Raw genomic sequence first — 20,889 nt, 5'->3', positions numbered from 1 at the left:
GGATGGACGGCTGGCGTTCCTGAGCATAACGCCACAATTTGCGCTTACCTTGAACAGAGCCTGACAAAGCAATGAATAAAATGCCGTGCTGTGGTGTTCAAAGTGAAACATAACCCTCTGTGGAGCCTTGCCCATGACTATCCGTTCCGTTATGTTCGCCGCCCCGTTGCTGCTGGTGACCGCGTTGTCTGCATCGATGGCGTTTGCCAACGGTGATGAAAGTGCGCCCGTGCAGAAACCCAATTGCCCCAAAGGCCAGGTCTGGGACAGCCAATCGCAGAAATGCGTGATGCAGACCAGCCGTGCCGTGCCGGATGCCGACCGTACCGATTACGCCTACAGGCTGGCCAAGGACGGTCGATACGAAGAAGCCCTGGCCCTGCTCGACACCCTCAAACAACCGAACACTGCCAAAGCCCTCAACTATCGCGGTTACGCCACGCGAAAACTCGGGCGTACCGATGAAGGCATCGGCTATTACCTGCAATCGGTGAAACTCGATCCGCAGTACGCGCAAGTGCGTGAATACCTCGGCGAAGCCTATGTAATCAAGGGCCGCGTCGACCTGGCGCAGGAACAGTTGCAGCAGATCAAATCGATTTGCGGAACCTCTTGCGAGGAATACCAGGACCTGGCTGAAGCCATCAACGATTCATCGAAAACCTGAAACAGATAAAGGAACGCCACCATCGTCAGCGATCAGGCATTCAGAGCAGAACTCGGACAGCATCTGGCGCGCCTGTGGCGCTACGGCCTGCTGCTGTCGCGCAATCGGCACGTGGCCGAGGATCTGGTGCAGGCTACGTGCGTGCGGGCGCTGGAACGTGCCGGGCAATATGTGGCCGGCACGCGCATGGATCGCTGGTTGCTGAGCATCCTGCATTCGATCTGGCTCAATGAAGTGCGCGCCCGCCGGGTGCGTCAGGGGGCGGGCCAGGTCGATGCCGACGGGCAACTGGCCTTCGACGGCGAATACGCCGCACAAACCCACGTCATGGCGGCGCAGGTGATTCGCCGGGTCGATGCGTTGCCGGAAACCCAGCGCGAAACCGTGTACCTGGCTTACGTCGAAGGCCTGTCCTACCGCGAAGTCGCCGAGATCCTGCAAGTGCCGATCGGTACGGTGATGAGTCGTCTGGCCACCGCGCGGCTGAAACTGGCCGAATACCCGCCGCTACAAGCCGTGCCGAAAACCACCGGAGGTGACCGCCCATGAACAAGCCCTCCGACGAACAACTGGTGGCCTACCTTGATGATGAGCTGGACCCGGCGTATCGCAAGCAGCTCGACAGCGCAATTGCCGACGACCCGTTGCTCAACCTGCGCGTGCAATGGTTCGAGCGCAGCAGTCTGCCGTACAAGGATGCCTATGACGAACTGGCGCAACAGGCGCCGCTGGAGCGTTTGCAGGCGCGCCTCGATGCCATCCCCGCTCCCCAGCGGCCGGGCTTGAGTCGACGCTGGTTTATCGGTGCGGCTGCCGCAAGTCTGCTGGCGGGCGGCGTATTGGCCGATCGCCTGTTTCTCGCCTGGCAGTCACAGCAGGCGCATAACTGGCGCGCCTTGGTGGGCGACTATATGGCGCTGTATGTGCCGCAGACGCTTGATCATTTGCCGGGCGACGAAGCCAGCCAACGCGCGCAATTGCGTGCGGTTGACGCGCGGCTCGGTCTGAAGCTGTCACCGGCGCTGCTGAAGTTGCCGGGCGCCGAACTCAAACGCGCACAAATGCTCGAGTACGACGGCGTACCGATTGCGCAACTGACCTATCTGGACGCCCGGCATGGGCCGCTGGCCTTGTGCGTGACCCGCTCCAATAGCGGCAGCCGGCCACTGGCGCACGAACGGCGCCATGAAATGAACGTGGTGTACTGGACCGAAGGCGAGCATGCGTGGATGTTGATCGGGCGCAACCCGGCGCCGGAACTGGAAGATCTGGCCAGGCGCCTGATCGAACGGTTGAGCGCATGAGTGCCGCTGCCATTATGCTGAGCGCGTGATTATCCAAGGAGGAACCACCGATGCAGATTTCACCCCGCAGCGCCCTGCTGGTCATTGACGTGCAGAACGACTTCACCCCGGGCGGCCAGTTGGCCGTACCCGAGGGCGATCTGATCGTGCCGCTGATCAATCGCCTCGGCGGCCTGTTCAAACAAGTGATCATTGCCCAGGACTGGCACCCGAGCGGCCACGCCTCGTTTGCCTCGAGTCACCCCGGGCGCAAGCCTTACGATGTGATCCAGTTGCCCTACGGCGAGCAGGTCCTCTGGCCGGATCACTGCGTGCAAGGCACCGTCGGCGCCCAATTTCACTGCGAGCTGAAGCTGCCCCACGCGCAACTGATCATCCGCAAGGGCTGCAACCCGGACATCGACAGCTATTCGGCGTTTGTCGAGGCGGACCGGCGCACCACCACCGGTTTGGCCGGATACCTGAAAGAACGCGGTATCGACACGGTGTACATGGTCGGTCTGGCGCTGGATTTCTGTGTGATGTTCTCGGCGCTGGACGCGCGGGCGGCGGGGTTCAATACGTTTGTGGTGCTGGATGCCTGTCGCGCGATTGATATGGAGGGCTCACTGGCGACGGCCATGGAGCGGATGCAAACGGCCGGCGTTGGCCTGATCCAGTCAAACCAACTCTTCTGACACAGCAACCGCATCCCTGTGGCGAGGGAGCTTGCTCCCGCTCGGCGGCGAAGCCGTCGCAAAAACGGCAAATGCTGCCTGGCCGCAGATTGTCCAGGGCCGCTCCGCAGCCCAGCGGGAGCAAGCTCCCTCGCCACAGGTTTTCCTTCACTTTATTCAGGCGGCAGTGGGCAACCACAACCTGAACCGCGCCCCACCCAACGGCGAGCTTTCCACCGTCAGCGTTCCGCCCTGCGCCTCCAGCGCCCGGCGGCTGATGGCCAGTCCCAGACCAAAACCACCGGTAGCGCGGTCGCGGCTGCGATCCAGGCGATAGAACGGTTCGAAAATCCGCTCGCGCTCGTCATCCGGGATACCAATCCCATCATCGTCGACCCAGATCCCGCAGCCATCAGGGCTGACCTGCACGCCAATCTGGATACGCTTCTCGCAATAGCGCATGGCATTGCGCAGCAGGTTCTGGATCGCTCGGGCGGTCAGACGCGGATCCAGCGAAAAGCGTTCGAGCTGACCATGCAGCAGCACATCAATGACGATGTCCGGTGATTCCAGCTCTTCATCGACGCTGCCCAGAATGCTGTCGATGAACTCATCCAGCGAAACCTCAACCTGTTCCGGTAAATGCGCCGGATTCTGCAGGCGGCTGTAAGACAACAGTTCCAGCACCAACTCATCCAGTTCACGAATGTGCGCCACCAGCCCTTGCAGGCGCTCGCGACTGGTCGCCGGCAAATCATCGGACAGCGCCAGGGCCAGACCGAAATCCAGACGGGTCAGCGGCGTGCGCAATTCGTGAGACACCGCATTGAGCAGGTCGCGCTGCTGGTTGAGCAAATCCTCGATATCGCCGGCCATGGTGTCGAAAACATTGGCCAGGCTGCCGATGTTGGAGCTGGCGGGAATCTGCGTACGCTCGCTCAGGTGGCCTTTACCGAAGCGCTCGGCGGCACCCTTGAGACGCTCCAGATCACGCCAGTGCGGGCGAATCCACAACAGCAGGCAAGCGAGCATGGTCGCGCCGATCAGCACGTTGATGCTCCAGTACAACAAATTGACGTCCAGCGGATCCGGCGGCACCACCATTTGCACCGCGACATCGTCGTTCAGCGGGGTCACCGCCAACGTGCGCCAGCCCCAATCGCCTATACGCACCACGTTTTCCCCACGGCGCAAACGCGCCTGCTCGGGGGCGGTGAAGCCGGCGTCGTCGATGCGCGCCAAGACGATGTGCAGCGGCTGAAAGTCCTTGTCCATCGACTGCGCCAGCGCCGGCCATTGATCCTGCGGCACCGCGTGAAACTGGCGGGTAATCAGCGATTGCAGGCCCCGCGAATAGTCGAGGTTATAAGTGATAAAGCGCTCGCGGAACGCCATGATCACCAGATCCGGCACCAGATAGATTGCCGCGCTGTAGGAGACGATCGTCACCAGGTACAGGCGAAACAGGATTCTGAACATCAGCTCAGCATTCCCATTCGGAACGGCTGAACAGATACCCCTTGCCCCACACGGTCTTGATCTTGCGCGCCTCGCCGGCGTGGTCGTCGAATTTGCGCCGCAGCTTGGAAATCGCCACGTCCACCGAACGATCGGTGCCGTTGAACTCGATGCCGCGCAGGCGTTGCAGAATCTGATCGCGGCTCAGCACTTCACCGGCATGCCGGGCCAGCACCACCAGCAAATTGTATTCGCCGCTGGACAGCTCCACCGGTTGATCGCGCCAGGAAACCGTGCGTTCGGACAGGTCGATGCACAGATTGCCCATGACGATCCGGTCATTGACCGTCATCGGCTCACCAAGGCTGCTGCGGCGCAGCAAAGTACGCACCCGGGCCAGCAGAACCCGTGGCTCGCAGGGCTTGGTGACGTAATCGTCGGCGCCCATTTCCAGGCCCAGCACCTGATCGTGGCTGTCGTCGCGGGCGGTCAGCATAAGGATCGGCAGCGTCGCCGAATCGGCCCGCAGCAGACGGCAGACTTGCAGGCCGTCAAGCCCCGGCAGCATCAGGTCGAGAATGACCAGATCCGGCGGATTGATCCGTGCCCGTTCACGCACATGGTCGCCACGACCGATCACGCTGACGGAGTAACCGTTGCGCTCCAGGTAGCTGGAAATCAGTTCGGCGAGGGCGGTGTCGTCTTCGACCAGGAGGATGTTGGGCATGGGGGTGTTCCAGATATTGCTGTGGTGGATGTCAGACCCTCTTCGCGAGCAGGCTCGCTCCCACAGTAGTTTGCGTCGATCACAAAAACCCATGTGGGAGCGAGCTTGCTCGCGAAAGCGGTTTATCTGTCGCAATAAATTTCAAGGCGTAAAGGATATACGCCCTCACCCGTCCCTGAGTAAAACCCTTACACAATTTCACACAGCGCCTACAAAGCTTCACCGCTACCCTCGGCGTCTGGCCTTAGGATGCGGGCTTCAATATTGGGGGTGGTACATGTCGAAAAAACTTCTGGCCGGGCTCGGCCTGATCGCTGTTGCGTCGTTGCTGAGCGCCTGTGATTCGTCTTCGAAGGCCGAAGAAGAAGCGCCGCCGGCCACCGTGCGTATCGAAACCATCGAAGCCCGCCCCCTGTCGATCAGCAGTGAACTGAGCGGGCGCATCGCTTCACCGCGCATCGCCGAAGTGCGGGCTCGGGTGGCTGGCGTGGTCCTGCAACGCACGTTCCGCGAAGGCAGCGACGTGAAAAAGGGCGACGTGCTGTTCCGCATCGACCCGGCACCGTTCAAGGCTGATCTGGACAGCGCCGAAGCCGCGCTGCGCAAGGCCGAGGCCAACGCCTTTCAGGCAAAATTGCAAGAGCAGCGCTACGCGCAGTTGATCGACGACAAGGCCATCAGCGCTCAGGACTACGACAACGCCCGCGCCAATGCCCGGCAAACCGCCGCCGACGTGGCCGCCAATAAAGCCGCAGTAGAGCGTGCGAAGCTGAGCCTCGGCTACGCCACCGTCACCGCGCCGATTTCCGGCCGCGTCGGCCGCGCGCTGGTTACCGAAGGCGCGCTGGTCGGGCAGAACGAAACCACGCCACTGGCGCTGATCCAGCAGCTCAACCCGATCTACGCCGACCTTACCCAGTCGACCCGTGAACTCAACGAACTGCGCCGCGCATTCCGTTCCGGGCAGTTGCAGGCAGTCGGTCAGGATCAGGTCAAGGCCACACTGATTCAGGATGACGGCAGTCTCTATCCGTTACCGGGCAAGTTGCTGTTCAGCGACATCACGGTCGACCCGGGCACTGGCCAGATCATCTTGCGCAGCGAGTTCCCCAATCCCGATCTCGACCTGTTGCCGGGCAGTTTCATTCGCGTACGCCTGCAACAAGCGACCGTGCAGAACGGCATCACCGTACCGCAACGTGCGGTGCAGCGTGACAGCGCAGGTATCGCTCAGGTGCTGACTGTCGACCAGCAGATGCGCGTGGCGCAGCAACCGGTGCAACTGGGCGCAGTGCAAAACGACCGCTGGATCGTCACCGGCGGCCTCAAGCCCGGCGACCGTATTGTCATCGAAGGCCTGCAACACGCCCGTCCCGGCGAAAAAGTGCAGATTGACGACACCCCTCTTCCCCTTGCCCAGACTTCTGGTCAGTAAGCAGGACGCTCTTCTATGCCGCAGTTCTTTATCGACCGCCCGGTGTTCGCCTGGGTTGTCGCGCTGTTCATCCTGTTGGCCGGTGCGCTGGCCATCCCGCAATTGCCGGTGGCGCAGTACCCCGACGTCGCGCCGCCACAAATCGAAATCTATGCGGTGTACCCCGGTGCCTCGGCGCAAACCGTCGATGAAAGCGTGGTCAGCCTGATCGAAGAAGAGCTCAACGGCGCCGATCACCTGCTGTACTTCGAATCGCAGAGCAGCTTGGGCAGCGCGACGATCAAGGCCACCTTCCAGCCGGGCACCAACCCGGAACTGGCGCAGGTTGATGTGCAGAACCGCCTCAAAGTGGTCGAGTCGCGCCTGCCGCAAGCGGTCAATCAGCAAGGCCTGCAGGTGGAGAAAGTCTCCGCCGGCTTCCTGCTGCTGATCACCTTGACCTCCAGCGACGGCAAACTCGATGACGTAGCGCTCAGCGATTACCTGGCGCGCAACGTGATGAACGAAATCAAACGCATCGACGGCGTCGGCAAGGCCCAACTGTACGGCGCTGAACGCGCGATGCGGATCTGGATCGATCCGCAGAAGCTGATCGGTTTCAACCTGACCCCGGCCGACGTCAACGCCGCCATCGTCGCGCAGAACGCCCAGGTCTCGGCGGGCAGCATCGGCGATTTACCCAATCCGTCTACGCAGGAAATCACCGCGACCATTCTGGTCAAGGGGCAGCTGTCGACGCCGGAAGAGTTCGCCGACATCGTGCTCAAGGCCAACCCCGATGGTTCTACCGTACGCATCGGCGATGTGGCGCGGGTCGAGATCGGCAGTCAGGAATACCAGTTCGGCACGCGCCTGAACGGCAAGCCGTCCACCGCCGTTGGCGTACAACTGTCGCCGGGCGCCAATGCCCTCAGCACCGCAACGCTGATCCGGGCGAAAATGGATGAACTGTCGCGCTACTTTCCGACCGGCGTGGAATACAAGATCCCCTATGACACTTCGCCATTCGTGAAGGTCTCGATCACCAAAGTGGTCTACACCCTCGGCGAGGCGATGCTGCTGGTGTTCGCGGTGATGTTCCTGTTCCTGCAGAACATCCGCTATACGCTCATCCCGACGCTGGTGGTGCCGGTGGCGCTGATGGGCACCTTCGCGACCATGCTCGCGCTGGGTTTCTCGATCAACGTGCTGACCATGTTCGGCATGGTGCTGGCCATCGGCATTCTGGTGGACGACGCCATCGTGGTGGTGGAGAACGTTGAACGGATCATGGCCACCGAAGGCCTGTCGCCGAAAGAGGCGACGCGCAGGGCGATGACCCAGATCACCGGAGCGATCGTCGGCATCACGCTGGTGCTGGTGGCAGTGTTCATTCCGATGGCATTCATGCAGGGTTCGGTGGGCGTGATTTACCGGCAGTTCTCGCTGTCGATGGCGACGTCGATCCTGTTCTCGGCGTTCCTGGCCCTGACGCTGACGCCTGCCTTATGCGCCACGCTGCTCAAGCCGATTGCCAAGGGCGAGCATCATGAAAAGAGCGGTTTCTTCGGTTGGTTCAATCGCCGCTTCGAGCAACTGACCGATCGCTATCAAGGCTGGGTCGGTTACGCACTGAAGCGCAGCGGACGTTATCTGTTGATCTATGGCGTGCTGCTGATCGGCATGGGGTTGTGCTTCGCGCGGCTGCCCTCCTCGTTTCTGCCGGTCGAGGATCAGGGTTACACCATCACCGATATTCAGCTGCCGCCGGGCGCGAGCAAGAACCGTACGGTGCAGGTGGTCGAGCAGATCGAGGCGCACAACGCCAGTGAACCGGGGGTGGGGGACAGCACGGTGATTCTCGGCTTCAGCTTCTCCGGTAGCGGGCAGAATGCGGCACTGGCGTTCACCACCCTGAAAGACTGGTCAGAACGCGGCAGCGACGATTCGGCTACTTCCATTGCTGACCGCGCCAACATCGCCCTGAGCCAGATCAAGGACGCCATCGCGTTTGCGGTGTTGCCGCCACCGGTTGACGGTCTCGGCACTTCCAGCGGCTTCGAATTCCGTCTGCAGGATCGCGGCGGTCTCGGTCACGCGACGTTGATGCAGGCGCGTACCGAATTGCTCGCCGCCGCCGAGAAAAGCCCGATCCTGATGAACGTGCGCGAAAGCGCGCTGGCCGAAGCGCCGCAGGTGCAACTGGAAGTGGACCGCAAGCAGGCCAACGCGCTGGGTGTGTCGTTCGCCGACATCGGCAACGTGCTGTCCACCGCCGTGGGTTCTTCGTACATCAACGACTTCCCCAATCAGGGGCGCATGCAGCGGGTGGTGGTCCAGGCCGAAGGCGATCAGCGCAGTCAGGTCGATGATCTGCTGAAAATGCACGTGCGCAATAACGCCGGGCACATGGTGCCGCTGTCGGCGTTCGTCCAGGCGAAATGGACCCAAGGCCCGGCGCAACTGACCCGTTACAACGGTTACCCGGCGATTGCGATTTCTGGCGAACCGTCGCCGGGGCACAGTACCGGTGAAGCGATGGCAGAGATTGAACGACTGGTCGCCCAAGGGCCGAAAGGCCTGGGTCAGGAATGGACCGGTCTGTCGTTGCAGGAGCGTTTGTCCGGCAGCCAGGCACCGATTCTGCTCGGTCTGTCGCTGCTGATCGTGTTCCTGTGCCTGGCGGCGTTGTATGAGAGCTGGTCGATTCCGACTTCCGTGCTGCTGGTGGTGCCGCTCGGTGTGCTTGGCGCAGTGCTGGCGGTGACTTTGCGCGGGATGCCCAACGACGTGTTCTTCAAGGTCGGCCTGATCACCATCATCGGCCTGTCGGCGAAGAACGCGATCCTGATCATCGAGTTTGCCAAGAGCCTGTACGACGAAGGTCACGATCTGATTGACGCCACGTTGCAAGCGGCGCGTCTGCGGTTACGGCCGATTGTCATGACGTCGCTGGCGTTCATTCTGGGCGTGGTGCCGTTGGCGATTGCCACGGGCGCGAGTTCGGCGAGTCAGCAAGCGATTGGTACCGGAGTAATTGGCGGGATGATTACCGCGACTTTGGCGGTGATCTTTGTGCCGTTGTTTTTTGTGGTTGTGGTGAAAGCCGTAACCCGATGGACCGGAAAAAAATGATGCTTCACTATAAGACGGTCGGCTTTTACACCTGTCAACATTGACAGGTTCGCCGATGGCCTGAGGCGTTCAGGCTAGCTCCTGTCGCGTTTCACTTCGCGGTTTGACTTGAATCAAGAGCTGCTCATGTCGAATGTCAAGGGCAATGCAGATGGCAACCGCTGATGTCGATGGTCTGAAGCCGCCAGTGAAGGGAAGCTACGGATTCGAGTCTGGTCAGGGCAGTGTTCGTGGAAAGACTCGCCGTTGGTATCGACCCTTTTTACCGAGCGATTCGAGGGACAGTCACTTTTTTCAAGCTCCCTGCTGTCGGCTCAGACAAGGGGCAGATTGAAGCCGAATTCGAGTTCCAGGGGCAGAACGGGGATCCTCTTCCGGAAATCGTGACGGTCTCCAAAGGCAAGCTTCATATCCAAAACCGATGCTTTTATGCGCCAGTCCATCTGAAACGAAAAAACCTTGAACCTCTGTCAAAGCTGACAAAGGTTCAAGGTTTTTTTGTTCGCCCTCCTGCCACCTGCCAGAACCCACACCCATGCTATGGTTTGCTCGACACCGTCAACACAGAGCCTCCCATGCGCTTCCTCGCCCGCACCCACCCTCGCCTCTCTGCCGCCGCCTTGTTAGGCCTTGCCGCAGGCCTCCTGGCCCCAGCGGAATCCGTCATCAGCAAAATCCTCATCGGCTGGAACGCCGGAGTCTGGACTTACCTGATCCTGATGCTTTGGCTGACCATCCGCGCCAAAGCGCCGGACGTCAAACGTATTGCCGAAGTCGAGGATGAAAATGCCGGGCTGGTGCTGTTTGTCGTCTGCATCGCGGCGTTGGCGAGCCTGGCGACCATTACCGTCGAGCTGGCTGGCAGCAAGGATCTGGAAACCACCCGTAAACTCCTGCACTACGGTTTTACCACGCTGACCGTCATCGGCTCGTGGCTGCTGATCGGGGTGATTTTCTGCGTTCACTATGCCCGGCTGTTTTACACCTGGGACGGCAAGGAGCCGGCGCTGCGATTTGCCGAAGGTCTGACGACGCCCAACTACTGGGACTTTCTGTACTTCTCGTTCACCATCGGCGTGGCTGTGCAGACGGCGGATGTCGGCGTGGCAACGCGGGAGATTCGAAAGATCGTGCTGGCACAGTCGCTGATCGGTTTCGTATTCAATACGGCGATTCTGGGTTTCTCGATCAACATCGCCGCCGGATTGTTCGGCTGAGCGCAAAAAAACGCCCCGACATCTCTGCACGGGGCGTTGTTGTTTCAGCGCATCAGAAGAAATAACTGACTCGCAGGCTGCCACTCCAGTCCTGGTTGACAGTATTGCCCTTGCTGCCGCCAACCTGGCCCGAAACCTGCCAGTTGCGTTGTGCCGGCGTCCACTTCAGACCCGCTCCATATTCAACCCCGCTGCTGGCGCGATCATCATCGAAGCTGTCGTCGTTGATCTTGATCCGGTTGGCTTTGACGAACTCATGGTTGGCACCCAAAGACAGGCTCGGCTCCAACAGACTGCCGTTTTCAAGCGCAATGACTCGCCCCCCCCTTACACCGACATTGCCCTGAAGCGAACGCATGGTGTCGGCTTCGACTTCAAGACCGTTGTCCAACCGATAGCTGTCGCTCTGGGTCACACCGGTCGATACCCGGACCTGCGGCTCGACAAACCAGTTGTCCTTCAGGCGAATATGCTTGCCGACCGCCACCGAACCGCTGGCGCCCAGAGCCTTGTAATCGCCCTTAGCCCGCGTGCCATCGCTCATGGTGACCTTGGCCTTGTTGTCGAACTGATTGACCTTGGCCATGACGTTGACGAACACGCCGCTTTCAACATCGTAGGTGCTGCCGTAGACGCCGACGTTCAGACTGTCGACCGTCGCGCTGGAGCCGTATTTGAGATCCATGTTGGTACGGCTGGAACCTACAAAACCACCGATCACCCAAGGGCGACCGCCGATGTCCACGGTGGTATCGGCACCACCAGTGACGCCGTTCTGGTTCTGGGTGTAGCCGTCGCCGTAGGCATTTTTGACGTTGTACTGGTTGCCATAAGTGCGTACCCAGACGCTGTTGCTCAGCTTGGTGGTATCACTGTCACTCGCCGCGCGAAGCGCAGCATCGGGGCGGATACTCAGACCACGATCGCCGATCTGGTCGCTAAGCATGTTCATTTCGGCGTTCAGCACGCTGCGGGCACTGCCGGCCAAAGCCAGCGCGGTGTTGGCCGAGGTGCTGACAGTTTCCTTGTCCGGGGTGAGGTACAAGCCCTGCCCCTCCTGCTTCAATCGGTAAACGAATGTGCCGGCATCCACTGTGTCCTTGTTGGCCAGCGCAAAAGCAGCAGTGCCGGCGGCAATGTTGCCGACTTGCACCGGTTCTGCAGTAACCGGCGTCGTGCCCGTGGCAGAAACCAGCAATTGATGCTGACCGCTTGCGGTGCCGGTCACGTTCAGGAAGTCGGTACTGCCTGTTCCCAGGTCGGTGCCCATCACGAAGGTGCCGTTACCTGTGAGATTGCCGACGTTCAGTCGCTGAAATTGCTCGTTGGTGCCCATTTGCACGACACCATTGTTCATGCCCAGTTGCTGCACGGTGCTCTCGTCGGTCATGACCCATCGCGCAGCATTGTTGATGGTCAGGTTAGCCGAGTTATTGATCTGGCCGGTGAGTACCGAACTGTTATCCAGCAGCACACTGCCGTTGGCATCGCTGGTGACGTTACCGGTCAGCGTGCTGCCATTGTTCAGCGACAGGCTGGCGACATTGTCGACGTTACCGTTGATGGCTGAGCCATTGTCCAGGCTGACAGTGGCCGCGGTTCCCGCCACGGCTTCTACGTTGCCGTTCAAGGTAGCGCCGGTGTCGAACCGGGACCGGGTGACATTCTGCAGATTGCCGTTGAGCGTGGCGCCGTTCTGCATCAGCAGTGCAACCGTACTGCCGGTCTCGGCATTCACATCACCTGCCAGGGTACTGCCATCGACATTGAAGTTGGCGGTGGAGCGGTTGATCGCCTTCAAAACCGAGCCATCGCCGCCGATCAGTTCAGAGTTGCCACTGACATTGATGTTGGCGACAGTCCCGGCCCTGGCGGAGGAACCCAGCACGATAGCTGACCCGGTTCCACCGTTCACGCGAGTATTGTCGAGCGTCACGGTACTGGCGTTGACGCCTTCCGAGTCAGTCACGATCTGCAACCCGTCCTTCGCGCCAGTGATCGTGCTGCCCGTCGCTGAAAGTGTTGCGCCGCCCAATTGCACGCCGTAACTGGTAGCGCCCGTGCCGACGACAGTGGAGTCTGTAAGGTTCAGCAAGGCAAAACCTACCGCGTTTACACCGCCAGTCACGCCGGTGATGACACTGTTACCCGAAACGGTGGCGGAGGAAGAGGCTGGCGTGTTGATGTTTCGTCCCAGCAGAAGCCCGAAACTGTTGGTACTGGTAATCGTCGAGTTGTTGATCGTTGCATTGCTGTTGAGCAGTTGAATGGCTCCCCGGCCCGCCGCGCTATTGACCGTGGCGCCGGTCATATTCAACGAGGAGGTGTTGGCATCGATACGCCGGCTCTGGCCACCGTTGAAAACGACATTGGCATTTTGTGAAGCGATGGTCAGCGCTGTCGCGTTGTTGACGGTCAACGTTCCCCCCTCGGACACCACCCAGGCTTCCGGTGCAGGTGGATTGGTGACCACTTCACTTTCGCCCGGCAACAGGGTTCGGCTGTAGGCCTCGGGAGAGGCGATCAACGCCGCTGCCATCATCAGTCTGATAGTGTTCGAGTGTTTTGGAAGAAAAAAAATGGACATGGGTACTCCTCAAACCTGCACGATTACAGAAACTGTTTTTTGGCAGTGTTGAAAGCTCCCACCCAAAAAACGTCCGACAGCCTAATGAGAAAACCGAATGTTTAATGTAGGAATAGTCCTTATATGAGTGACGATTTGTCCTTCAGAAGTGAAAGACATTCAGGATATTTCCCTCCTTGATATCGGTAGAAATCGCGAGAGAGACCGTCAGATCCCTCTCGCGGTGCAAACAACATCCACTCTGTTAATCAACACAGCGTTAAGCAGGAGCCACTGTCAGATCGCAATACTGGAAGCTGCTATTGATGGTATCCAGAGGTTTGATGATCGGAGCTGACGATTGCGTACCGCCAGCAGCCGTATACCAGTACTTCCCATACGCAATGACACCTCGCTTCGGCTGTGCAGCCTTGAAGTTTGTGGCAGTACCTACACCTGCGACGTCAGGCACATCGGCAGCCTTGATGGTGTAAGGTTGCGAGTCCGCCGTACCGTTAATCAACTGTGTACCTGCAGCATCCGAGTACGCTTCAAAGTGTGCGGTAATAATGGTGCCTGGCGGTAATAACGGGTCTTTTGTGATATTCAGCCCCATCACATAATTACTCGTAGGGCTGATCATCGCGAAGCACTCGATATAGTCGCGAGTTGCTGGTTTGCGGACATTGACCGTTGGAGGCGGCAGCACGATCGGGATCTGGTTGACTACCACTGCTTGAGGCAAGGATTTATTGATGTTCTTACCCAGTCCCGTGATTTCGATCGTGTAGCGGGCCGTATCGCTTGGTGGTTTCAACTTTGCCATTTCACTTGCCGGGATAGGAACAGAAAAACTCGACACAGGCCTAAACGGACTAAATGTTTCAAAAGGTACTGTAGCGTTACCCAAGTAACACTTGACCTCATGCTCCGGCAGAATGTCCGGATCTGCCAGGGCGTTTGTCACTGTAAATGTGCCTGGTTTGTCACGATCAGTAGCCGCCACAACGTTTGCAACACCGGAAGCCCCCGTCACAACCGGTCGTTGGAGATCCGCGTTCTCCAGATCAGGTGGATTCGTAGGTATTACACCCGCGAGACGCGAGTCAAAAGTAAAGGTTGCAAGCGGTGATTCGGCATCAGGCGAAAGACCGGCACGCACTATTACGGAGTTGATATTAATGTCGACAGGGCTATCGGGATCAGCAAACCGCGGATATACATTGTTGAAGTCAATGCTGTAAGTCAAATTACCGTTAGCCCATGGCTGTTTCGCAGTATCGAAAGAAACAGTGACATCGTTGGCTTTAGTAAGCACCAGATAGATTTCATCCCCCGGCTCCGCGTCTTGAATTGTCGAGTTTTCGACGATAGCCGTAAGCGCGATGGGGGCCGGAGGTGTAGTCGTGCTGAGAAAATCTTCCCAGTAAAGCGTCGTGGTGTAACTTGGATCAGTCTTTGGCACCAATGGGGCTTTATTGATCGACGGTGCTAATGGTAATTTCAATGTCAGCAAGGGTGCAGAAACAGATTCCTGGCCTTGATTACCGATCCAGTCGGTCCATTCATAAATCCAATTGACGCGCCCGTTAGGGAATACAAGCAACTCGGTGCTAGGAAAACTGAACTTACCCGTCGCATCGAAAGTTCCATTGAAGACCTCAACTCTTTGCGTACCGGAAACAAGCCAGACTCTTAAATTGTCATCGACCCTGCGCCCGAAATACCCGACGTTAACCGTACCCTCCACATCTTGATTCGAGTTTATCCAAGTGGAATCAACCGTCTTTTGTGCATCCGCAGGACCGTTGTCAAAACTTGGAGCGGGCGTTGGCTTGATTTTTTTGGGAGGGTTTTTTGTATCGACCGGCGCGAGTTGGTCAACGATAAACTCCACTTGGCCGTCATCGAAATTACCGCCCCCCTCTTTGTAGTACCTGACCAGCAGCTCCCAAACAGTCGGGCCTGGGGATGTCGCCTTTTCCTTAAACAGATTCGCGTCCAAGTCCAACGGGATAGGCGAGACAGGTCGACCAGCGATTGGGCCAAGCACCGCGTCATCCGGGTAATCAATCCAGGTCACTTCGCCTTTTTCACGATATTTGAATCCAACTTCATCATCATCATGTTCATCATCGGGGCGAGCCAGGTTGATCATCAATTTACCGGAATCCATCATGGCTTTCTTGATAAAACCACCCGCCAGCGTATCAATTGTTATAGTCAAGTTAAGAACCCCACCACCTGACAAAACAGAAACCGGGCGTTGTTTTCTAGGTACAAATGTAATTCCCATTGTCGTCTCTCCTTGCGAGTTCAGGCCGGAAGGGCCAGATGTACCAGGTGTTATTCGATCGATTTTCACCAATCCTTCTTTTGATTCAGCAACGAGCCTGCTGCCATCAAACACCTGACAAATAAAAACAGCAGAGCCATAATTTCCCAACGAACTTATATAGCTTGGAAATGGCACTTCATGCATAAAGCCATTTATTATTTCTGTTTCGGAAAGCGTTCTCCTCCATTGACCAAAAGCTTCTTCCACTTCCGTACCACTTCCGTTGATTGACTGGTATCCCCTCCAGGTAATCACTGCAACATATCCCGACAGCGCAATGTTAAGCAGGGAAGGAATTTTTACAGCACCGCCACTTGTCAATGGAGGAATTTTGTCGTTATTCCAGTACCCCCAGGTTGTTGCACCCACCGGCGAAGGTTCCGAAAAGGTTAAAGGCAGCTTGTGATTAATGGTCAGTTTACGGAGTGGAGATAAATCCGGATTACCTCCACCTCTCTTCCATAAATTGTAATAAACATGCGCAACACCATTAGTTGCCATTTGTTGAGGCGTCAAAGGCACATAAACAAAAGGATCAATAATTCCCGCTGGATATTCATTATCAAAAATAAGTGTTTCTACTGAGTTTTGTACCCAGAACACCATCAGTTGATCTTTGGGTCCCGTGTCATCCGGGCGAGGTATTTTGATTTGAGTACCAGCCAGCAGGATATCTCTGGGAATATGTCCGTCCAGATCATTGTCATCAACACCTTCAACTGAAAGAGGTGCGGCAAATATGCCGTTTGAAGGACTGTTTCTGGAAAAATCAGCTGAACTCATGATTCAAATCCACCACATTAATCGGGGTTCCGTTTGTGAAATCCCCTGCTGATCCGTTGGTCAAATTAGGCGCTTCTGTATGTCTTTCTCCAACTGTCAGATCTGACAGGTGCAGCTACCGCCTGTCGGAAACGGCGGACCTTTTTTCCAATCAGCCCCCCACCCTTCACTTGACGCAGCCAAGGAATCTGGTGTTACCTGAAACCGGTTTCAGACAATAAGAAGACTCAACCGTGAACGATTTCTCCGCCGCCCAGCGCAGCCGCGTGACCATGCTTGATGTCGCCGAACACGCCGGCGTGTCCAAGGCCAGCGTCTCGCGCTTTATCGGCGATGACCGTGCCCTGCTCTCCGATACCATTGCCCAGCGCATCGAGCAGTCGATTGCCGAACTCGGCTATCGCCCCAATCAAATGGCCCGTGGTTTGAAACGCGGCCGGACCCGCCTGATCGGCATGCTGGTGGCCGATATCCGCAACCCTTATTCAATTGCCGTGATGCACGGGGTGGAAACCGCCTGCCGGCGGCACGGCTACAGCCTGGTGGTGTGCAACACCGACCGTGATGACGAGCAGGAACGTCAGCACCTGGCGCTGTTGCGCTCGTACAACATCGAAGGGCTGATCGTGAATACCCTCGGCCATCACCGTGACGAACTCCACGAGCTGCACCGCGAGATGCCGTTGGTACTGGTGGACCGCAAAGTGGAAGGCCTGGACAGCGATATGGTCGGGCTGAACAACCCACAAGCTATCGAGATGGCGCTGGAGCATCTTCAACATCGTGGCTATCGCGATGTGCTGATGGTGACCGAACCGTATGACGGCACCAGTTCGCGGATCGAGCGGGTCAGCAGTTTTCAGGCGCAGATTGCCCAGCGCTCCGGGCTGACCGGGGAAGTGCAGGAAACCAGCGACGCGCTCGCCACTGATCTACAAACATTTTTAAACACCAAGGCTACCGGCCCCAAAGCACTGTTTTGCGCCAATGGCGTGGCGGCGCTGGCCTGCACGCTGGCCTTGCGCGAAATCGGGTGTCGGCTATTCGAAGATCTCGGGTTGATTGCCCTGGATGATCTGGATTGGTACCCGTTGGTGGGCAGCGGAATTACCGCCCTCGCCCAGCCGACGGCCGAGATCGGTGCGCGGGCGTTTGAGTGTTTGCTCAAGCGTTTGCGGGGGGATGTTGAGGTGACCCGCAGGCTGGATTTTGCGCCGGTGCTGGTTGAGCGCGGGTCTACCCGAGGGAATGGTGGTGTTTGAGCTGACGCGTTCGCTGGCAAGCCAGCTCCCACAGGGTTTTGTGGTGTCAATGCAATCTATCCCATACCCCGGAACATTGTGGGAGCTGGCTTGCCAGCGATGCGGCCCGAAAGGCCATCACAGAACCACCTGATATTTTTTTTGCACAAAAATGAAACCGGTTTCAGAGGCAGATAACAATGAATAAACCCGCCGTTTCCATCAGCCTGTCCAGCTACGGCGCCGAGCTTGTGCGCCAACGCGGGCAAGATTTCTTCATCGACGTGCTGGCCGCCGCCGGTGCCAATCGCATCGAATGGCGCGAAGAGTTGCTGACCCGCGAAGTGCCTGCACAACTGCAGGCCGCCACCCAGGCGCAGGGTCTGCAAAGCATCTATTCGTCGCCGACCGAACTATGGCTCGCCGGTCAGGCGCGGCCCAATCCCGAACTGATCAACGCCCTGCAACACGCCCGGGCGTTTGGCTCGAAATGGCTGAAAGTCTCGCTCGGCTACTTCACCGACAACTGTGATCTGCAGGCGCTGCAGCAACTGCTGGGCAACACCCCGGTGCAACTGCTCGTGGAAAACGACCAGACCTTGCAGGGCGGCCGCATCGAGCCGTTCCAGCGTTTTTTCGCGGCGGTCGAGCAGCATGATTTGCCGATCAAGATGACCTTCGACATCGGCAACTGGCAGTGGCAGGACCAGTCCGCCGCCAACGCCGCACGTCTGCTTGGACGGCATGTCGGCTACGTGCACTGCAAAGCTGTGGCCCGGCGCGCCGACGGCAAACTGGTGGCGGTGCCGCCCGCCGTCAGCGATCTGCATTTGTGGGAACAACTGCTGCGCCACATGGCCCAAGGCGTTATGCGCGCCGCCGAATACCCGTTGCAGGGCGAAGATCTGGTGGCACTGACCACCGAACACGTCGCCGCCCTCGCCCGCCTTGGTCAATCGCGTCTGGAGCCTGCCCATGTCTGAGATCGATATTCTGTCGTTCGGTGAAACCATGGCGATGCTGGTCGCCGAGCAGACCGGTGATCTGGCGGCGGTCGAACATTTTCACAAACGCATTGCCGGCGCCGACAGCAATGTGGCGATCGGCTTGTCGCGCCTGGGTTTCAATGTGGCGTGGCTGAGCCGGGTCGGCGCCGATTCCCTCGGCCGGTTCGTGGTCCAGACCTTGATCGAGGAAGGTCTGGATTGCAGTCACGTCGCGGTCGATGACCAGCAGCCGACCGGTTTCCAGTTCAAATCCCGTAACGACGATGGCAGCGACCCACAGGTCGAGTATTTCCGCCGTGGCTCCGCGGCCAGTCGTCTGTCCGTACAGTCGATCACCGATACCTTGCTCAGCGCCCGTCACCTGCACGCCACCGGGATTCCACCGGCACTGTCAGCCAGCGCTCGGGAAATGTCGTTCGAACTGATGACTCGCATGCGCCATGCCGGGCGCAGCGTGTCGTTCGACCCGAACCTGCGCCCAAGCCTGTGGGCCAGCGAACGGGAGATGATCCGCGAAATCAACCGCCTCGCCGCCCTCGCCCACTGGGTACTGCCGGGTTTGAGCGAAGGTCGCTTGCTGACCGGGTTCGAAGACCCGGCGGACATCGCGGCGTTCTATCTCGACCAGGGCGCTGAAGCCGTGGCGATCAAGCTTGGCCCGCAGGGCGCCTATTACCGCACGCAACTGGATCAGGGGTTTGTCGCCGGAGTACCGGTGGCCAACGTGGTCGACACCGTGGGTGCGGGTGATGGATTTGCGGTCGGCATGATCAGTGCCCTGCTGGAGCATCAGAGTTTTGCCGAGGCGGTGCAACGCGCCAACTGGATTGGCAGTCGGGCGGTGCAGAGTCGCGGGGATATGGAGGGGTTGCCGACCCGGTCCGAACTCATCGCTGAATTCCAGTCCGCCATCGCTGGCAAGCCAGCTCCCACAGGGTTCGGCGGTGGGAATGCAATAGTCGACTTACCCGAGATACCTGTGGGAGCTGGCTTGCCAGCGATGAGGCCCGCTCAGACAACCCATTAATTGAACCTGCTGCGACAAAAACAACAAGCTCAGGAGCAACACCATGAAAACCGCAACACTCGCCGCCCGCCGCTGGTGGTACATCATGCCGATCGTGTTCATCACCTACAGCCTGGCGTATCTCGATCGCGCCAACTACGGCTTCGCCGCCGCCTCGGGCATGGCCGCGGACCTGATGATCACCCCGGGTCTGTCTTCATTGCTCGGGGCGCTGTTCTTCCTCGGCTACTTTTTCTTCCAGGTGCCCGGGGCGATCTACGCGCAAAAGCACAGCGTGAAAAAGTTGATTTTCTTCAGCCTGATCTTCTGGGGCGGGCTCGCCACGCTGACCGGCGTGGTCTCCAATGCCTATTGGCTGATCGTCATCCGCTTCATGCTCGGCGTGGTCGAGGCCGCAGTAATGCCGGCGATGCTGGTCTACCTGTGCCACTGGTTCACCCGTGCCGAGCGCTCGCGGGCCAACACTTTTCTGATCCTCGGCAACCCGGTCACGATGCTGTGGATGTCGGTGGTCTCGGGCTATCTGGTGCAGCACTTCAGCTGGCGCTGGATGTTCATCATCGAAGGCTTGCCAGCGGTGCTCTGGGCGTTTATCTGGTGGAAACTGGCCGATGATCGTCCGGCTCAGGCCAAGTGGCTGAGCGATCAGGAAAAGCACGATCTGGAAAGCGCTCTCGCCGCCGAACAGGTCGGGATCAAAGCGGTGAAGAACTACGCCGAAGCCTTCCGTTCGCCGAAGGTGATCATTCTGGCGCTGCAGTTTTTTTGCTGGAGCATCGGCGTCTACGGCTTCGTGCTGTGGCTGCCGTCGATCCTCAAGGCCGGCGCGCAAATGGACATGATCGAAGCCGGCTGGCTGTCGGCGTTGCCGTATCTGGCGGCGGTGATCGGCATGCTCGCGGTGTCGTGGGGCTCGGACAAACTGCAGAAGCGCAAACGCTTCGTCTGGCCGCCGCTGCTGATCGCCTCCATCGCGTTCTACGGCTCCTACGCCTTGGGCGCGGAACATTTCTGGTGGTCCTACACGCTGCTGGTGATCGCCGGCGCCTGCATGTACGCGCCGTACGGGCCGTTCTTCGCCATCGTTCCGGAGATCCTTCCGGCCAACGTCGCCGGCGGTGCCATGGCGCTGATCAACAGCATGGGCGCGCTCGGTTCGTTCGGCGGCTCGTACCTGGTCGGTTATCTGAACAGCTCCACCGGCTCGCCCGGCGCTTCGTACCTGCTGATGAGCGGCGCGTTGCTGCTGTCGGTGGTGCTGACGATTTTTCTCAAGCCCGGCGCCAGTGATCGTGTCGTGGCCAAAGCCGTTGCCACGCGTCCCGTGCCGGCGCATTCCTGAAGAGATT

Annotated in this window: 15 protein-coding genes; 11 read left to right on the top strand and 4 right to left on the bottom strand. The window is 58.8% G+C overall.

Annotation, left to right across the window (positions count from 1 at the left end):
• The first annotated feature begins 133 nt into the window (after window positions 1-133).
• The 4 genes from GTQ41_RS13160 (at window position 134) to pncA (ending at window position 2,648) form a co-directional block, all read left to right on the top strand.
• Entirely contained in the window at window positions 134-667 is a 534-nt protein-coding gene (locus GTQ41_RS13160) for a tetratricopeptide repeat protein (RefSeq protein ID WP_047294307.1), read from the top strand.
• A 90-nt stretch (window positions 668-757) separates the two neighbouring features.
• Window positions 758-1,216 carry a sigma-70 family RNA polymerase sigma factor gene (locus tag GTQ41_RS13155; RefSeq protein ID WP_230679381.1) on the top strand — a complete coding sequence of 153 codons (459 nt, stop codon included), beginning with the start codon at window positions 758-760 and terminating at the stop codon, window positions 1,214-1,216.
• Window positions 1,213-1,971, top strand: coding sequence for an anti-sigma factor (locus GTQ41_RS13150; protein WP_047294305.1), 759 nt, complete (start codon window positions 1,213-1,215; stop codon window positions 1,969-1,971). The genes GTQ41_RS13155 and GTQ41_RS13150 overlap by 4 nt, the downstream gene beginning before the upstream one ends.
• A gap of 50 nt (window positions 1,972-2,021) precedes the next feature.
• Window positions 2,022-2,648, top strand: coding sequence for a bifunctional nicotinamidase/pyrazinamidase (gene pncA, locus GTQ41_RS13145; RefSeq protein WP_047294304.1), 627 nt, complete (start codon window positions 2,022-2,024; stop codon window positions 2,646-2,648).
• A gap of 156 nt (window positions 2,649-2,804) precedes the next feature.
• Here pncA and GTQ41_RS13140 read toward each other — a convergent pair whose 3' ends face one another.
• Both GTQ41_RS13140 and GTQ41_RS13135 read right to left on the bottom strand, forming a co-directional pair.
• Window positions 2,805-4,106, bottom strand: coding sequence for an ATP-binding protein (locus GTQ41_RS13140; protein WP_047294302.1), 1,302 nt, complete (start codon window positions 4,104-4,106; stop codon window positions 2,805-2,807).
• A gap of 4 nt (window positions 4,107-4,110) precedes the next feature.
• Window positions 4,111-4,812, bottom strand: coding sequence for a response regulator transcription factor (locus GTQ41_RS13135; protein WP_007963407.1), 702 nt, complete (start codon window positions 4,810-4,812; stop codon window positions 4,111-4,113).
• 277 nt (window positions 4,813-5,089) lie between these two features.
• On the opposite strand from GTQ41_RS13135, the gene GTQ41_RS13130 reads away from it, so the two are divergent.
• The 3 genes from GTQ41_RS13130 to GTQ41_RS13120 all read left to right on the top strand — a co-directional run bounded on the left by GTQ41_RS13130 (window position 5,090) and on the right by GTQ41_RS13120 (window position 10,578).
• Window positions 5,090-6,247, top strand: a complete 1,158-nt coding sequence (locus GTQ41_RS13130) for an efflux RND transporter periplasmic adaptor subunit (RefSeq protein WP_047294300.1) — start codon at window positions 5,090-5,092, stop codon at window positions 6,245-6,247.
• A gap of 15 nt (window positions 6,248-6,262) precedes the next feature.
• Entirely contained in the window at window positions 6,263-9,361 is a 3,099-nt protein-coding gene (locus GTQ41_RS13125) for an efflux RND transporter permease subunit (protein ID WP_047294298.1), read from the top strand.
• Between the two features lie 575 nt (window positions 9,362-9,936).
• Window positions 9,937-10,578, top strand: a complete 642-nt coding sequence (locus tag GTQ41_RS13120; RefSeq protein ID WP_047294296.1) for a DUF1345 domain-containing protein — start codon at window positions 9,937-9,939, stop codon at window positions 10,576-10,578.
• 52 nt (window positions 10,579-10,630) lie between these two features.
• Here the strand turns inward: GTQ41_RS13120 and GTQ41_RS13115 are convergent, their stop codons facing one another.
• Complete coding sequence (locus GTQ41_RS13115; RefSeq protein ID WP_236170273.1) at window positions 10,631-13,165, bottom strand: autotransporter outer membrane beta-barrel domain-containing protein; 2,535 nt, start codon at window positions 13,163-13,165, stop codon at window positions 10,631-10,633.
• A gap of 259 nt (window positions 13,166-13,424) precedes the next feature.
• Window positions 13,425-16,265 carry a hypothetical protein gene (locus GTQ41_RS13110; RefSeq protein ID WP_217325516.1) on the bottom strand — a complete coding sequence of 947 codons (2,841 nt, stop codon included), beginning with the start codon at window positions 16,263-16,265 and terminating at the stop codon, window positions 13,425-13,427.
• A gap of 233 nt (window positions 16,266-16,498) precedes the next feature.
• Here GTQ41_RS13110 and GTQ41_RS13105 point away from each other — a divergent pair, with 233 nt between their 5' ends.
• From GTQ41_RS13105 to GTQ41_RS13090, 4 genes are all read left to right on the top strand, one after another.
• Window positions 16,499-17,527: a LacI family DNA-binding transcriptional regulator gene (locus tag GTQ41_RS13105; protein ID WP_047294291.1), complete on the top strand. Its 1,029-nt coding sequence runs from the start codon at window positions 16,499-16,501 to the stop codon at window positions 17,525-17,527.
• A 179-nt stretch (window positions 17,528-17,706) separates the two neighbouring features.
• Complete coding sequence (locus tag GTQ41_RS13100) at window positions 17,707-18,489, top strand: AP endonuclease (RefSeq protein ID WP_047294289.1); 783 nt, start codon at window positions 17,707-17,709, stop codon at window positions 18,487-18,489.
• Window positions 18,482-19,540, top strand: a complete 1,059-nt coding sequence (locus GTQ41_RS13095; RefSeq protein WP_047294286.1) for a sugar kinase — start codon at window positions 18,482-18,484, stop codon at window positions 19,538-19,540. The genes GTQ41_RS13100 and GTQ41_RS13095 overlap by 8 nt, the downstream gene beginning before the upstream one ends.
• 43 nt (window positions 19,541-19,583) lie before the next feature.
• Window positions 19,584-20,882: an MFS transporter gene (locus tag GTQ41_RS13090; protein ID WP_047294284.1), complete on the top strand. Its 1,299-nt coding sequence runs from the start codon at window positions 19,584-19,586 to the stop codon at window positions 20,880-20,882.
• Window positions 20,883-20,889 lie beyond the last annotated feature (7 nt).

It is taken from the genome of Pseudomonas sp. AN-B15 (assembly GCF_019056475.1).
GTDB lineage: Bacteria > Pseudomonadota > Gammaproteobacteria > Pseudomonadales > Pseudomonadaceae > Aquipseudomonas > Aquipseudomonas parakoreensis.
Note: the sequence above shows the minus strand (reverse complement) of the source record. Positions and strands in the feature narration are given on the sequence as shown.

Bases quoted from the DNA above. Each gene is read 5' to 3' on its own strand.
- GTQ41_RS13130 (WP_047294300.1), top strand. From the start codon at position 5,090: ATGTCGAAAAAACTTCTGGCCGGGCTCGGCCTGATCGCTGTTGCGTCG.
- GTQ41_RS13115 (WP_236170273.1), bottom strand. From the start codon at position 13,165: ATGTCCATTTTTTTTCTTCCAAAACACTCGAACACTATCAGACTGATG.
- GTQ41_RS13140 (WP_047294302.1), bottom strand. From the start codon at position 4,106: ATGTTCAGAATCCTGTTTCGCCTGTACCTGGTGACGATCGTCTCCTAC.
- GTQ41_RS13125 (WP_047294298.1), top strand. From the start codon at position 6,263: ATGCCGCAGTTCTTTATCGACCGCCCGGTGTTCGCCTGGGTTGTCGCG.
- GTQ41_RS13095 (WP_047294286.1), top strand. From the start codon at position 18,482: ATGTCTGAGATCGATATTCTGTCGTTCGGTGAAACCATGGCGATGCTG.
- pncA (WP_047294304.1), top strand. From the start codon at position 2,022: ATGCAGATTTCACCCCGCAGCGCCCTGCTGGTCATTGACGTGCAGAAC.
- GTQ41_RS13150 (WP_047294305.1), top strand. From the start codon at position 1,213: ATGAACAAGCCCTCCGACGAACAACTGGTGGCCTACCTTGATGATGAG.
- GTQ41_RS13120 (WP_047294296.1), top strand. From the start codon at position 9,937: ATGCGCTTCCTCGCCCGCACCCACCCTCGCCTCTCTGCCGCCGCCTTG.
- GTQ41_RS13160 (WP_047294307.1), top strand. From the start codon at position 134: ATGACTATCCGTTCCGTTATGTTCGCCGCCCCGTTGCTGCTGGTGACC.
- GTQ41_RS13090 (WP_047294284.1), top strand. From the start codon at position 19,584: ATGAAAACCGCAACACTCGCCGCCCGCCGCTGGTGGTACATCATGCCG.
- GTQ41_RS13135 (WP_007963407.1), bottom strand. From the start codon at position 4,812: ATGCCCAACATCCTCCTGGTCGAAGACGACACCGCCCTCGCCGAACTG.
- GTQ41_RS13110 (WP_217325516.1), bottom strand. From the start codon at position 16,265: ATGAGTTCAGCTGATTTTTCCAGAAACAGTCCTTCAAACGGCATATTT.
- GTQ41_RS13100 (WP_047294289.1), top strand. From the start codon at position 17,707: ATGAATAAACCCGCCGTTTCCATCAGCCTGTCCAGCTACGGCGCCGAG.